We start from the raw sequence: 12,524 nt of genomic DNA, 5'->3' as shown, positions 1-12,524 counted from the left end.
GTTGTTCGTCAAGCGTTAGGGGCTGACTTGGGTTGGTAAATGGTTCCGTCACGCAGCATGGCGAACAGGACGTCGCAGCGTCGCCGCGCCAGCGCGATGAGCGCTTGGTTGTGGCGCTTGCCCTGCTGGATCTTGCGGGAGTAATAGGCCCGTGAGACTGGGTCTCGTAAGGCCGCGAAGGCGGATAGGAACAAGGCGCGCTTGAGCACCTTGTTGCCCCGTCTAGATGGGTGCTCGCCACGGATCGACGATCCTGAGCGCCGGGTGACCGGCGCGAGGCCTGCGTAGGCCGCCAGATGCGCGGCGGAGGCGAAGGCTTTATGGGCGACTTCGGTCAGGAGTCTGGCAGCGGTCCTGACGTCGACTCCCGGCATGCTGGTCAGGACCGGCCAAAGAGGGTGAGCAAGCACCAGCTGTTCCACTTCGGCAGCGACCTCGTCGCGCTGCTTACGCAAGGCCGCAAGCTGCTGGGCCAAACGAGGCATGACGATGGTGGCAGCTTGCGTGCCGGGCACGGTCACGGCTTGTTCGCTCAGAGCCTGAACGATCTCGGCCGCCAAGCTCTTGCCCATGCGCGGCGCGAGCTTAGTCAGGCGGTTGGCGAGCGTCTTCTCGCTGGTTGAGGCAAGCGCGGCGGGCGACGGGTAGCGCTCAAGCAGATCGAGCACCGCCGGATGGTCGAGGCGCGGTCCGAGAACGCGCTCGAGCGCTGGATGGATCTGGGTAAGCAGGCCGCGAATGCGGTTGCTGGTTTGAGTGACCTGAGCGGCGAGATCATCGTCGAAGCCGCACAGCATGGTGAGCTCGGCGAGTTGCTCGTCAGCCAATCGAAGCGAGCGCAGCGTATGCGGCATCGAGCGGGCGGCTTCGGCAATGATCGCGGCATCGCGGGCATCGGTCTTGGCTTCACCTGCGTGCAGATCGGCGATGCGGCGCATGGCCAGTCCCGGCAGATAGGCGACGAGCACGCCTTCAGCGCGAGCGACGGCCACTGGCAGCGCTCCGATGGTGGAAGGCTGATCGACGACGAACAGGAGTCGACCATGAGTCTTGAGTTCGGCGATGAGGGCGCGCAGCTTGGCCTCATCGTTGGGCAGCGCTTTGTTGTACAGACGCTTGCCATTTCGATCGAGTGCAACAGCGTGATGCTGGCCCTTACCGACGTCAACGCCGACGAAAACATCGACGGCGTCATGCTGTTGAGTGTCTTGCATCGCAGTTTGTGCAAAGTGAACGGATTGGCCTGCAACAACGGTGGCAAGTCTCGGCATCCACGTTACGGACGGCGTCGGAATATTCCGGCCAAACCCCTATCAGCGATCACCAGCCACCCACCAGACCCGGCGACAACACCCCCCGGATCATGACTGCGACTGGGGGCGGGAATCATACCGGGCCTGGCTGGCCAAAGCCCCATTATTGGGACGGGAAGATAGTAACGGGGGCGCTCGCGGGGTGCGGCGCGCGCAAAGCAGGCGCGGAGAATGCTTCCGGGATCGGCGGGATGCCGCACGGTGGCGGCACGCGGTGCGAATGTACTATGGCGATTAGTGCATCCGCGCCTGTCGCGCACGGATGCGGCGCGCGATCATCGCCACACGCGCCGGCCGGCGCGTGTCGACGAAGCGGCAACCGGGCCGGCGGTCATGCTGACGACATGGACAAGCATTCGATGAACGAACAGGTAAACGAACAGGTGCTGAAGTCGCATACCGACCGGCGCCAGCTGCACCAGATCATCGCGGGGCTCACCGAGGGAGTGATCCTGGTCGAACCCGACCAGCGGATCGTCTGGGCGAACGAGGCCGCGCTCGCGATGCACGGCGTGACCGAGCTGAAGGCGCTCGGCGAGACCGTCACCGATTACCGCGAGCGCTTCCGGCTGCGCTACCGGAACAACCATCCGGTGCGCGACGGCCACTATCCGATGGATCGCGTGATCGCGGGCGAGGAGTTCAGCGACGTGACGGTCGAAGTGGAATCGGCCGCCGACGAAACCGTGAGCTGGGTCCACCGCATCCGCAGCCTCGTGCTGACGAACGCGGCCGGCGAGCCCGACTGCCTCGCGCTGGTGCTGCACGACGCGACCGAATGGGCGAGCGCCGAGGAGCGCTTCGAGCGCACCTTCAACGCGAACCCGGCGCCGGCCGTGATCTGCCGGCTCGACGACCTGCGCTACGTGAAGGTCAACCAGGGTTTTCTGGACATGACCGGCCACGCGCGCGACGACGTGCTCGGCCGCTCGGTGTACGAGCTCGACGTGCTCGAACAGGCCGAACGGCGCGAACTCGCGATCGAGCGGCTCGGCGAAGGCGCGACGATTCCGCAGATGGAGGCCGTGCTGAAACTCGCGGACGGCAGCACGAAGGCCGTGGTCGTCGCCGGGCAGCCGATCGACATGAACGACGAGGCATGCATGCTGTTTACGTTCATGGATCTCGAGCCGCGCAAGCAGGCCGAGCGCGCGCTGCGGCAGAGCGAGGAACGCTTCGCGACGGCGTTCCGGATGGCGCCGGTCGCCACCGCGATCGTCACGGCCGACCGCTTCGAATTGCTCGACGTGAACGGCGCGTTCGCCGCGATGACGGGCCATGCACAGGACGACCTGCTCGGCAAATCCGCGGAGGAAATCGGGTTGTGGGCCGAACGCGGCGCATGGCAGCGCATCGAAGGCCGGCTCGCGCGCGACGGCAGCGTGCGCAACGCCGACGTGCAGATTCGCACGCGCGACGGTGACGTGCGCGATTGCGTCGTGTCGGCCGACCCCGTCGCGATACACGGGCGCGACTGCCTGCTCGTCGCGCTGCTCGACATCAGCGATCGCAAGCGCACGGAGATGGAACTCGTGTACGCGATCGAAACGGCGATGCAGGATGCGTCGTGGTTCAGCCGCACGCTGATCGAGAAGCTGGCGAACGTGCGGCGCGCGAACGCGCCGGATGCGGGCGCGCAACTGTCGGACCTGACCGCGCGCGAGCGTGACGTGTTCGACCTGCTGTGCCACGGTCTCGCCGACAAGGAAATCGCCGGCCGCCTCGGGCTCGCGCCGAACACCGTGCGCAATCACGTCGCGACGATCTACGCGAAGCTCGACGTGCACAGCCGCGGCGAGGCGATCGTATGGGCGCGCGAACGCGGAATCGTCGGCGCGGCCGACGCGAACGGCACGCGCGGCGCGAAGGGGGGCGAGAACGGCAGGGACTGACGCCGTCGGTACGAATGCACCATGCGCGCTGGTGCATCCGCATCTGCCGCGCGCGGCGCCCGCTTGCGATCCTGTCCACTCGGCGGCGCGGCGCTGGCCGTCATGCCGCCGGTTCTCCCCAACCATCGCAGGAGACGACCATGGACAGGAATCGGATCGAAGGCAAGCTCAAGCAGGTCAAGGGTTCGGTCAAGGAAGCGCTCGGCAAGGTCACGGGCGACCGCAAGACGGAAGCGGAAGGCGTCGCCGAACAGCAGGCCGGCAAGCTTCAGGAGCAGGCCGGCGAGGCGGCGGATGCGGCGCGCAAGCAGACGGGCGCCGATCGGCACTGACCGATAACGCGGCGCCGCGGGCGTCGCTGCGGCCGGCCGGGCCGTCATCGCAACGATGATGCGCTGCCGGCATGACCACGACCGGCCTTGATGGACGGACGCCGGCGCAGCTTCCCATGAAAACTGCCTGCCCGCGGTTCACGGCTGCGCGGGCCGCGGGCCGGCCGCGCATGCGGAACTTGATGACAAATCCTCACTACATAGTTCCGATATTTCGTTTGCTGCACGGGTATTGGCTACCCACAATCCATTCACCTCTTTCGCGATGAAAGGCTCTTCGGAGACGGAGCCGCAGCGATCGACCGGCCAGGTGCGTTGCACGACGCCCCGGTAGCGGACGAGACGACCGGCACGCGAGAGAGTGTCGACGCGCGGTGGTCGCGCGTTGCATCCCGGCCCCCAGAACAAGGATTGTCATGACGTTCCGCATTCGTTCGCTTTCCGGCGTCGCATTGACCGCCGCGATTCTCGCGCTCCAGACGGGCGCGGCCCACGCGCAGGAGACGGTCGTCAAGGTCGGCGTCGCCGGTCCGCTGACGGGGGGCGGTGCCGCTTACGGCAAGGACATCGAGAACGGCGTGCGCATGGCCGTCGACGAAGCGAATGCCGCGCATCCGACGGTGGGCGGCAAGCCCGTGAAGTTCGTCGTCGCGTCGCAGGACGACCAGAGCGATCCGCGCACCGGCGTGCAGGCCGCGCAGCAGCTCGCCGACGCGCAGGTGGCCGTCGTGATCGGCCACTTCAATTCGGGCACGACGCTGCCCGCGTCGAAGATCTACGCGAAGGCTGGCATTCCGATGATCACGCCGTCGGCGACCAATCCCGACATCACGCGTGCCGGGCTCGGCACCGTGTATCGCGTGATCGCGACCGATACGCAGAACGCCGGCAACGCGGGCGCCTATGCGGCGAGCGTGACCAAGGCGAAGCGCATCGCGATCATCGACGACCGCACCGCGTTCGGCCAGGGCGAAGCCGACGAATTCGAGAAGGCCGTGAAGGCGAACGGCGGCACGATCGTCGCGCGCGAATTCACGAACGACAAGGCGGTGGATTTCAGCGCGCAGCTCACGAAGATCAAGAGCACCAACGCCGATCTCGTGTTCTTCGGCGGCCTCGACGCGCAGGCCGCGATGCTCGTGAAACGCATGCGCCAGCTCGGCATCCGCGCGCAGTTCCTCGCGGGCGGCGGCGTGATGAACGCGAACTTCATCAAGCTGGCCGGCAACGCGGCGGAAGGCGCGGCCGTGTGGGAATACGGGCAGCCGCTGTCGCGTCTTGCGAAGGGCAAGGCGTTCGAAACGAAATTCCGGCAGAAGTACGGTGTCGACATGCTCGCGTATGCGCCGTTCGCCTACGACGCGACGTGGATCGCGATCAACGCGATGCAGAAGGCGAACTCGACGAAGCCGGCCGATTTCAACGGCGCGCTGAAGGGCACGCGCTACGACGGCATCACGGGCACGATCGCGTTCACGAACACGGGCGACCTCAAGAGCCCGAGCTCGACGCTGTACGAGGTGAAGAACGCCGCGTGGCAGCCCGTCACGACGAAATCGGCGGATTGAACGCAACAGGCGCGGGCGGACTTTCGCGGCGCTGCCGGACGTGCTGAAATGCCATCGGCGATCGGTTGCGATCGCGGCGCACGCCGGTGCGGCAGCCGCACGAGTCCGCCCGCGCGACGCCGCGTGCGACGCGGCACGAACAACCCACGGGCGCGGCCGGCTGGCCGCGCCCTTCATGTGCAACTGGAGTCAGTCGTGAGTTCTCAAGTCGTCATCGTCGGCGGTGGTGTGATCGGCAGCTCGATCGCCTATTTCCTGCGCGCCACCGATCCCACGGTATCCGTGACCGTCATCGAGCGCGACCCCACCTATGCGAGATCGTCGTCGGCGTTGTCGGCCGCGTCGATTCGCCAGCAGTTCTCGACGCCGCTGTCGATCCAGATGTCGCTGTTCGGCATCGACTTCCTGCGCACGATCGGCGAACGGCTCGAAGTGGACGGCCACCAGCCGTCGATCGACCTGCACGAAGGCGGCTACCTGTTCCTCGCGACGCCGGCCGGCGACGCGACGCTGCGCGAGAACCATGCGCTGCAGACGAGCCTCGGCGCGGATATCCGGCTGATGGACCGCGATGCGCTGCGCGCGAAGTTTCCGTGGCTGAACGTTGACGATCTCGTCTCGGGCTCATATGGCGTGAGCGGCGAAGGCTGGTTCGACGGCTATGGGCTCGTGCAGGCATTGCGCAAGAAGGCGCAGGCACTGGGTGCGCGCTACGTGCCGTCCGACGTGACCGCGGTGGTGCGCGACGGCCGCAAGGTGACGCATGTGGTCACGGCCGACGGCGAACGCCATGCGTGCGACACGCTCGTCAACGCGGCCGGTGCGTGGGCCCGCACGCTGTCGTCGATGATGGGCATCGACATCCCCGTCCATGCGCGGCGCCGCAGCATCTTCAACGTGTCGTCGCCTGCCAGGCTCACGGATTGCCCGCTGCTGATCGACCCGACCGGCGTGTATTTCCGGCCGGAAGGGCGCACGTACATCTGCGGGACGTCGCCGAGCCCGGATCGCGATCCGGACGACCTGCCGCTCGACGAAGTCGACCACGAGCTGTTCGACGAGGTGATCTGGCCGACGCTCGCGAACCGCGTGCCGGAGTTCGAGGCGCTGCGCGTGGAGAACTGCTGGTCCGGGTACTACGAGTACAACGTGTTCGACCACAACGCGATCATCGGGTATCACCCGGACCTCGACAACGTCGTGTTCGCGAACGGCTACAGCGGCCACGGGCTGCAGCAAGGGCCGGCGACGGGGCGCGGGGTCAGCGAACTCATTCTGGGCGGGCGTTACGACACGCTCGACCTGTCGTCGCTCGGTTGGGCGCGGGTGCTGGAAAACCGGCCGATCGTCGAAAAGAACGTCGTGTAGCGCGGCGTGCCCCGCCCGGTGTGGTGGGCGGGATTCTCCTTGTGTCTCGACTCATTGGCCCGACCGTGTCGGGCCTTTTTTGTTGCGCGTGTCAGCCGGCGCCGTAGATCGCGTCGCGCAGATCGATCGTGTACTGGCCGTTCATCCCTTCGTAAAGCGTGTTCGACAGCGACACGACGGTGAGCCCGCGGGCGCGGTCGACGAACCACGAATGCCCGTAGACCCCGCCCCAGCGCCACGTGCCCACGGACTCCGGCGATGCCGCCGCGAGCGGGTCGCGCAATACGGAGAACCCGATGCCGAACCCCGCGCCGGGCAGGTCGGGCAATTCGAGGTTGCCGGTGTGGGCGCGGCCCATCTCGTCGACCAGGTCGGCCGGCAGCAGCGAGCCGCCACCCGCACGCAGCGTGTCCAGCAGGTTCAGCACGTCGCCGGCGGTGCCGACCATCCCGGCGCCGCCCGACGGGAAGGCATCCGCGTCGAGCGCGCGCGACGGCGAATACGTCACGCCGACGGTTCCGTCGAAGATGGGCACGGTTTCGTTTTCGGCGAGCCGGTGCGGTTGCGGCGTGTCGTTGACGTAGGGCGTCGCGAGCCGCGCGGGATCGCGTGCGACGAATCCCGTGTCGCGGGCGCCGAGCGGGCGGAGCACGAGCGTGTCGATGGCGTCGGCGAGCGGCAGCCCGCTGACGGCCTCGATCAGCGCGCCGACCACGTCGATCGAAAGCGAATAGTTCCAGCCGGTTCCCGGCGCGAACTGCAGCGGCACGCTCGCGATCCTGCGCAGGTTCTCGGCGAGCGTGATCGATGCGGCGTCGAGCCCGTCGGAGGCGCCCGCGCGCGCATAGGGGCCGGTCGCGTCGGCTTCCGTGAAGCGATAGCCGAGGCCGGCCGTATGCGTGAGCAGGTGGCGCACCCTGATCACCGGCACGCTGCCGTCGTGCAGCGCCGGGCGGAACCCGGGCAGCCAGCGCGTGACGTCGTCGTCGAGCGACAGCTTGTGTTGCGCGACGAGCGCCATCGCGGCCGTCGAGACGATCGGCTTCGTCACCGATGCGAGCCTGAACTGCGTGTCCTCGCGCATCGGCGTGCGCGCTTCGCGATCGGCGAACCCGGCCGCGCGGCGATAGACGAGTTCGCCGTCGCGTGCGATCAGGACGACCGCACCAACGAGGCGATGTGTTTCGAGTTGACGGGACAGTACCGCATCGACGCGCTCGGCGAGTGCGGGATCGGTCGACGGCTGCCGGGATGATGCGCGGTTGGGGATCATCGAAGACTCTGTCGTGAAAGGTGAGCCGACATGGTAGGCGGCATGCCCGGGAAGTGGCGTTTATCCATACGTCGAACAGGGCTTCGTGCGCCGCACCGGCCGACGCGGGCGGCCACGGGGTAGGGGATTCAACCGGGCGCCACGGCAGCCGCGTTGCGGTGCGTCATGCCGGCTGGCGGCCGCGTCATGCCGGACCTGCGCCGGGCAGCCGCCAAAATATGCCCCAAGCGGCGGGCGGCGTTCGTTAGAATCTGCTTTCGTCGAGGAAACAACGCAATTGCATTGGGGCAGGGCGGTATCGCGTCACGGACACTGCCTGCCCGGAATCGATCGTTCATTTTTCACCGGAGGCGAGCATGCCAGGTTTACTTCCCGATGTTGACCGCGAGGGGCTCCTCGAATATTCGGTGGTGTACACCGATCGCTCGGTCAACCATATGTCGCAACGCTTTCAGGGCGTCATGCGCGACATCTCCGGCACACTGAAAAACGTCTACAACGCGAAGTCGGTCGTGATCGTCCCGGGCAGCGGGACGTTCGGCATGGAAGCCGTCGCGCGGCAGTTTGCAACGAACAAGAAGTGCCTGGTCATCCGCAACGGCTGGTTCAGTTTCCGCTGGTCGCAGATTTTCGACATGGGCAGCATTCCGTCCGAAACGACGGTGCTGAAGGCGCGCCCGGTCGAAGCGGGGCGGCAGGCCGCGTATGCGCCGGCCCCGCTCGACGAAGTGGTCGCCGCGATCAGGGAACACAAGCCGGATCTGGTCTTTGCGCCGCATGTCGAAACCGCGTCCGGGATGATGCTGCCCGATGCGTATCTGCGCGCGGTGGCCGACGCCGTGCATGCGGTCGGCGGCATGTTCGTGCTGGATTGCATCGCGTCCGGCACGGTGTGGGTCGACATGCAGGCGAGCGGCGTGGACATCCTGATCAGCGCGCCGCAGAAGGGCTGGAGCGCGTCGCCGTGCTGTGCGATGGTCATGCTGAGCCCGCTCGCACGCGAGCGCATCGATGGCACGACCAGCACCAGCTTCGCGTGCGATCTCCGCAAGTGGCTGCAGATCATGGAAGCCTACGAGGGCGGCGGGTTCGCGTACCACGCGACGATGCCCACGGACAGCCTCACGACGCTGCGCGACGTGATGAAGGAAACCGAGGCATACGGGTTCGACAAGGTGAAGGCGGAGCAGCTCGAGCTCGGCAAGCGCATTCGCGCGCTGCTGGCCGACAAGGGTTTCCGGAGCGTGGCGGCTGAGGGCTTCGAGGCGCCGGGCGTCGTGGTCAGCTACACGGACGACGACGGGATTCGATCGGGGAAGAAGTTCGCCGACGTGGGCTTGCAGATCGCGGCCGGCGTGCCGCTGCAATGCGACGAGCCGGAGGATTTCAAGACCTTCCGTCTGGGGTTGTTCGGTTTGGACAAGCTGCATGATGTCGACGGTGCGGTTGCGCGGTTTGCCGACGCGCTGGAGCGGATTCTCTAAGCCGCTTGGCGGACCTGGGCGAGGCCGTGGGCGGTGGGTCGTTGTACCCGCGGCCTGCCGCCTCTCCCGATTCGTCGTCATGGTCTCGTTTGATGTGCGCGTTCGGGCTCCGGGTTCGACGGAGTCATCCGCGGCGGGGCCGATCCATCCGCCTGTACGGCTTACCTGAAAGGCTCGCATGGCATACATCGTTCGACACGAAGTTCCGCCGGTATCCACCTACATCGACATTCGTCTTGCCGCAGGGTTGAGCAGGAAGTCGGAACAGGCCGCGACGATCGGGTTGAAGAACGGGCTTTTCAGCGTCGTGGCTTACTGCGACGGTGTGCCGGTCGGAATCGGCAGGGTCATCGGCGACGGCGGCTGCTTCTTCGAGATCGTGGACATCGCGGTGTTGCCCGCTCACCAGAAGAAAGGCGTAGGTGACCTGATCATGCGGGCGCTGATGGGCTACGTTCACGAGCATGCGCCGCCGACCGCGTATGTCAGCCTGATGGCCGATCACGGCACGCCGAAGTTCTATGAACGTTATGGTTTTCAGCCGTCGTCGCTGCCGGAGAAGGCGGGGATGTTCCTGCGGATTGCGTAGCGTGCGGGAGGCCGATCATCGCGGGTGATCGCTGGCCGTCGACCGTGCCGGAAACGGCAGACGTGCGCGCTTACCGCCGCTCATCGTCGCCACGGTCCGGTCTTCCTTGAGTTTGTCGACACGCTTTTGCACTGAGCGCGCCTGCTTCTCATTGTCATGCTCACGGCCCCAGGCGGCGACGCGTTTGCTGCCGATGGCGAGCCGGTCAATTTTCTTTTGTTCGGCGGCACGGCGCATCTGCGCCGCCGCGTCGGCATCGGCGATCCGAATGGACCACAGGCTGGCTGGCGCCATGCGTTCGGCTATACGCAGCCGGGCTCGACTTTGTCGTTCGTGAGCGGCGGGCCGCTGTCCCGCGCGGCCACCGTGGCTTTCGTTGCGCTTCCAACGACCTCGGCGGAACAAGTCGGCACGACGCCGGCAGCCGAAGCATTCAGTGACCGCAATCAACGTAATCCGGAAGTTGGATTGCGTTGCTGGCGTGCTATATCGAGACCGCTCGAGGTTGGTCGCCAGTTGAAGCCGATTTTGCCCCGGCAATGCACGCCAATCCCGCTCCATTCGCCGCAATCAATTCGCCAGGATTGGCAATATCGGACTCGTCGGCCAATCTCTGATTAATATGCGTGGCGACTTAGTGGAAGACGAAAAATATATTGGACGTCACGAAATGGATGTTGCATTGTTCACGCATTCGATGCGATCGCAGAAAATGAGCTGAGCGGTGTAGCGCCGCGAAAGCAGAGAACGTCATATGCGATTGCGGTCGTGGCTCCTGTTCCCGGAGTCGTGGCCTGGACGATCCGCGGCGTGCGCGACGCATGTGCGCGCGCGTGTGCAGGATCGGCGCAACAGACAAAGAAAAGCGGCGAAAAGGACCTGAGAAGATGAAGGAGACGCGACGGACGCGGGCGGCATTCCGGATCGGGCGCAAACCCGACCCGGCTTCGCCGCTACGCCCAGATCGAGATCTGTTCGACCGACAACGCGGTCGCGACGGCAGGGCGGCGGAGCATGCGCTCCGTATGCGCGGCCCAATGTTCGAACCCGCGCATGTCGAGCTTCAGCATGTTCCCCCATTTGAAAAATATCAGCAGCATCGGATCGACGATCGAGTAGTGCTCGCCGAGCGCCCAGTCGCGCGCCGCGAGCCGTTCGTCAATCTGCGCATACGCAGCGAGGATGCCCGAGCGGCCTTTCGCGCGAATGCCGTCGTGCGCGGCCGGGTCTTCGCTGAAACGCGACGGATGGAAGTTGAGCGCGACCGTTCCGGGCAACACTGACGCCAGCCAGTTCATCCACTCGACGGCACGTGCGAGGCCCATCGCGGTATCGGGCACGAGCCGCGCCTGCGGAAAGCGCAGCGCGAGATAGAGCAGGATCGCCGACGACTCCGTCAGCACTTCGTCGCCGGTGTGCAGCACGGGCACCTTGCCTTTCGGGTTGAGCTGCCGGAATTCGGCGCTCTGCGTCGCACCGTCCTTGATCGAGACGAGTGCGAGTTCGAATGGTTCGCCCAGCTCGCGCAAGATGACGTGCGGTGCAAACGAAAGATGGCCGGGGCAGTAGAACAGCGTATGAGTTGTCATATTGATTAAGTCTCCTATTTATCTCTGGTGGAGATGCTGACCGGGTTTGTCGTGTCGACGCGTCGCATGGTGCATGACGCCCGATCGAAAGTCAAAAGCGAAGGACGATGTGAAGGATCTTGCGGTTCGGTGAAGACGAAGCCGGCCAGTGCGATACGCGCGGGCCGGGATGAACGTGCGTTTCTGGAGCGTGATCGTGATGCGGATGATGAGCCTCGACGAATTGATCGACAGCGTGAAGACGTTTCTGGCCGGGATCGACCCGGGCGCGCCGGCGCGCGTGACCGCGCAGACGAACCTGCTCGACGCCAACCTGCTCGATTCGCTGTCGCTTGTGCACTTCGTGCTGTTCATCGAGCAGACGCTCAGGATCGACATCCCGATCGGCGACTTCGTGCTCGACTCGATCGCGTCGGTCGCGGCGATCTACGACCACTACGTGCTGGGCACGCCGCATGCCGCGAGCGCGTCGTGATGACGCCGGACGACCTGCTTCGTGACGAGCCGTTCGCGTATTTCGCATACGGCTCGTGCATGAACCTTGCGAGCCTGTCGACGTCGCTCGGCTGCGACGCGGCGACGTACTTCGCGGGCGCGGCGCGCCTCGACGGCCATCGCCTCGCGTTCAATTACGCGTCGCTCAACGAGCCGGTCTGCTGCGCGAACATCGAGCCGGCTGCCGGTGCGATCGTCGAGGGCGCGCTGTACCGGTTGCCGATGCGCATGCTCGACGCGCTCGAGCGTCGCGAAGGCGTGCATCTCGGCCGCTACGTCCGCTACGCGGTCGAGGTGCTGGCGCCGGGCGGGCAGCGCGTACATGCGCTGACGTATCGCGGTGCGGTCACGCTCGATTGCGACGCCGCGCCGAGCGCGCGCTACCGCGACCTGCTGGTTCGCGGTCTGGCCGACGCGGGCGTGTCGGCGGCGTATCGCGACCGCACGGTCGCCTACATGGCGGGGCTGCGCGATCGGCCGCCGCGTGCCGCATGACGGAATCAAGGCATCGAGCGCTCCACAAGAGCGCCCGATCCAGCGGTGCGTTCGCGACTTCGAACGTCGACGAGCGTTTTAAAGGCGCCCTAAGCGGGCATGTGAGCAAAAGGTTGAACATGAACA

At 66.0% G+C, this 12,524-nt stretch carries 11 protein-coding genes and 1 pseudogene; 9 read left to right on the top strand and 3 right to left on the bottom strand.

All coding sequences use genetic code 11. From position 1 onward, the window contains the following. Window positions 1-8: 8 nt before the first annotated feature. Window positions 9-1,214 carry an IS110-like element ISBma3 family transposase gene (locus APZ15_RS22115; RefSeq protein ID WP_057056474.1) on the bottom strand — a complete coding sequence of 402 codons (1,206 nt, stop codon included), beginning with the start codon at window positions 1,212-1,214 and terminating at the stop codon, window positions 9-11. A 458-nt stretch (window positions 1,215-1,672) separates the two neighbouring features. Here APZ15_RS22115 and APZ15_RS22110 point away from each other — a divergent pair, with 458 nt between their 5' ends. The 4 genes from APZ15_RS22110 to APZ15_RS22095 all read left to right on the top strand — a co-directional run bounded on the left by APZ15_RS22110 (window position 1,673) and on the right by APZ15_RS22095 (window position 6,473). Next, the gene (locus tag APZ15_RS22110; RefSeq protein WP_027790670.1) at window positions 1,673-3,205 is read left to right on the top strand and encodes a PAS domain S-box protein; all 1,533 of its coding nucleotides are present in this window, start codon (window positions 1,673-1,675) and stop codon (window positions 3,203-3,205) included. Between the two features lie 140 nt (window positions 3,206-3,345). After that, entirely contained in the window at window positions 3,346-3,537 is a 192-nt protein-coding gene (locus tag APZ15_RS22105; protein WP_027790671.1) for a CsbD family protein, read from the top strand. Window positions 3,538-3,953: 416 nt separating this feature from the next. Continuing rightward, window positions 3,954-5,105 carry a branched-chain amino acid ABC transporter substrate-binding protein gene (locus APZ15_RS22100; RefSeq protein ID WP_027790672.1) on the top strand — a complete coding sequence of 384 codons (1,152 nt, stop codon included), beginning with the start codon at window positions 3,954-3,956 and terminating at the stop codon, window positions 5,103-5,105. Between the two features lie 195 nt (window positions 5,106-5,300). After that, the gene (locus APZ15_RS22095) at window positions 5,301-6,473 is read left to right on the top strand and encodes an NAD(P)/FAD-dependent oxidoreductase (protein WP_027790673.1); all 1,173 of its coding nucleotides are present in this window, start codon (window positions 5,301-5,303) and stop codon (window positions 6,471-6,473) included. 91 nt (window positions 6,474-6,564) lie between these two features. Here APZ15_RS22095 and APZ15_RS22090 read toward each other — a convergent pair whose 3' ends face one another. Then, a complete protein-coding gene (locus APZ15_RS22090) occupies window positions 6,565-7,746 on the bottom strand; it encodes a serine hydrolase domain-containing protein (protein ID WP_027790674.1) in 1,182 nt (393 codons plus the stop codon). Window positions 7,747-8,102: 356 nt separating this feature from the next. Here APZ15_RS22090 and APZ15_RS22085 point away from each other — a divergent pair, with 356 nt between their 5' ends. The 3 genes and pseudogenes from APZ15_RS22085 to APZ15_RS41080 all read left to right on the top strand — a co-directional run. Further along, window positions 8,103-9,230: an aminotransferase class V-fold PLP-dependent enzyme gene (locus APZ15_RS22085; RefSeq protein WP_027790675.1), complete on the top strand. Its 1,128-nt coding sequence runs from the start codon at window positions 8,103-8,105 to the stop codon at window positions 9,228-9,230. A gap of 178 nt (window positions 9,231-9,408) precedes the next feature. Continuing rightward, window positions 9,409-9,819 carry a GNAT family N-acetyltransferase gene (locus tag APZ15_RS22080; protein ID WP_027790676.1) on the top strand — a complete coding sequence of 137 codons (411 nt, stop codon included), beginning with the start codon at window positions 9,409-9,411 and terminating at the stop codon, window positions 9,817-9,819. Window positions 9,820-10,189: 370 nt separating this feature from the next. After that, window positions 10,190-10,318, top strand: a pseudogene (locus tag APZ15_RS41080) (IS3 family transposase); the annotation flags it as partial. Window positions 10,319-10,772: 454 nt separating this feature from the next. Here APZ15_RS41080 and APZ15_RS22070 read toward each other — a convergent pair. Next, complete coding sequence (locus APZ15_RS22070) at window positions 10,773-11,408, bottom strand: glutathione S-transferase family protein (RefSeq protein WP_027790678.1); 636 nt, start codon at window positions 11,406-11,408, stop codon at window positions 10,773-10,775. Between the two features lie 169 nt (window positions 11,409-11,577). On the opposite strand from APZ15_RS22070, the gene APZ15_RS22065 reads away from it, so the two are divergent. Both APZ15_RS22065 and APZ15_RS22060 read left to right on the top strand, forming a co-directional pair. Beyond that, window positions 11,578-11,883, top strand: coding sequence for an acyl carrier protein (locus tag APZ15_RS22065; protein ID WP_051363311.1), 306 nt, complete (start codon window positions 11,578-11,580; stop codon window positions 11,881-11,883). Beyond that, window positions 11,883-12,398 (top strand): gamma-glutamylcyclotransferase family protein, encoded by a 516-nt coding sequence (locus APZ15_RS22060; RefSeq protein ID WP_027790679.1) that lies wholly within the window; start codon window positions 11,883-11,885, stop codon window positions 12,396-12,398. The genes APZ15_RS22065 and APZ15_RS22060 overlap by 1 nt, the downstream gene beginning before the upstream one ends. Window positions 12,399-12,524: the final 126 nt, after the last annotated feature.

The organism is Burkholderia cepacia ATCC 25416, from assembly GCF_001411495.1.
In the GTDB taxonomy this organism is placed as follows: Bacteria; Pseudomonadota; Gammaproteobacteria; order Burkholderiales; family Burkholderiaceae; genus Burkholderia; species Burkholderia cepacia.
This window is presented reverse-complemented; position numbering and strand designations above follow the sequence as displayed.

Coding starts and splice junctions, on each gene's coding strand:
- APZ15_RS22115 (WP_057056474.1), bottom strand. CDS start 1,214: ATGCAAGACACTCAACAGCATGACGCCGTCGATGTTTTCGTCGGCGTT.
- APZ15_RS22110 (WP_027790670.1), top strand. CDS start 1,673: ATGAACGAACAGGTAAACGAACAGGTGCTGAAGTCGCATACCGACCGG.
- APZ15_RS22105 (WP_027790671.1), top strand. CDS start 3,346: ATGGACAGGAATCGGATCGAAGGCAAGCTCAAGCAGGTCAAGGGTTCG.
- APZ15_RS22100 (WP_027790672.1), top strand. CDS start 3,954: ATGACGTTCCGCATTCGTTCGCTTTCCGGCGTCGCATTGACCGCCGCG.
- APZ15_RS22090 (WP_027790674.1), bottom strand. CDS start 7,746: ATGATCCCCAACCGCGCATCATCCCGGCAGCCGTCGACCGATCCCGCA.
- APZ15_RS22085 (WP_027790675.1), top strand. CDS start 8,103: ATGCCAGGTTTACTTCCCGATGTTGACCGCGAGGGGCTCCTCGAATAT.
- APZ15_RS22080 (WP_027790676.1), top strand. CDS start 9,409: ATGGCATACATCGTTCGACACGAAGTTCCGCCGGTATCCACCTACATC.
- APZ15_RS22070 (WP_027790678.1), bottom strand. CDS start 11,408: ATGACAACTCATACGCTGTTCTACTGCCCCGGCCATCTTTCGTTTGCA.
- APZ15_RS22065 (WP_051363311.1), top strand. CDS start 11,578: ATGAACGTGCGTTTCTGGAGCGTGATCGTGATGCGGATGATGAGCCTC.
- APZ15_RS22060 (WP_027790679.1), top strand. CDS start 11,883: ATGACGCCGGACGACCTGCTTCGTGACGAGCCGTTCGCGTATTTCGCA.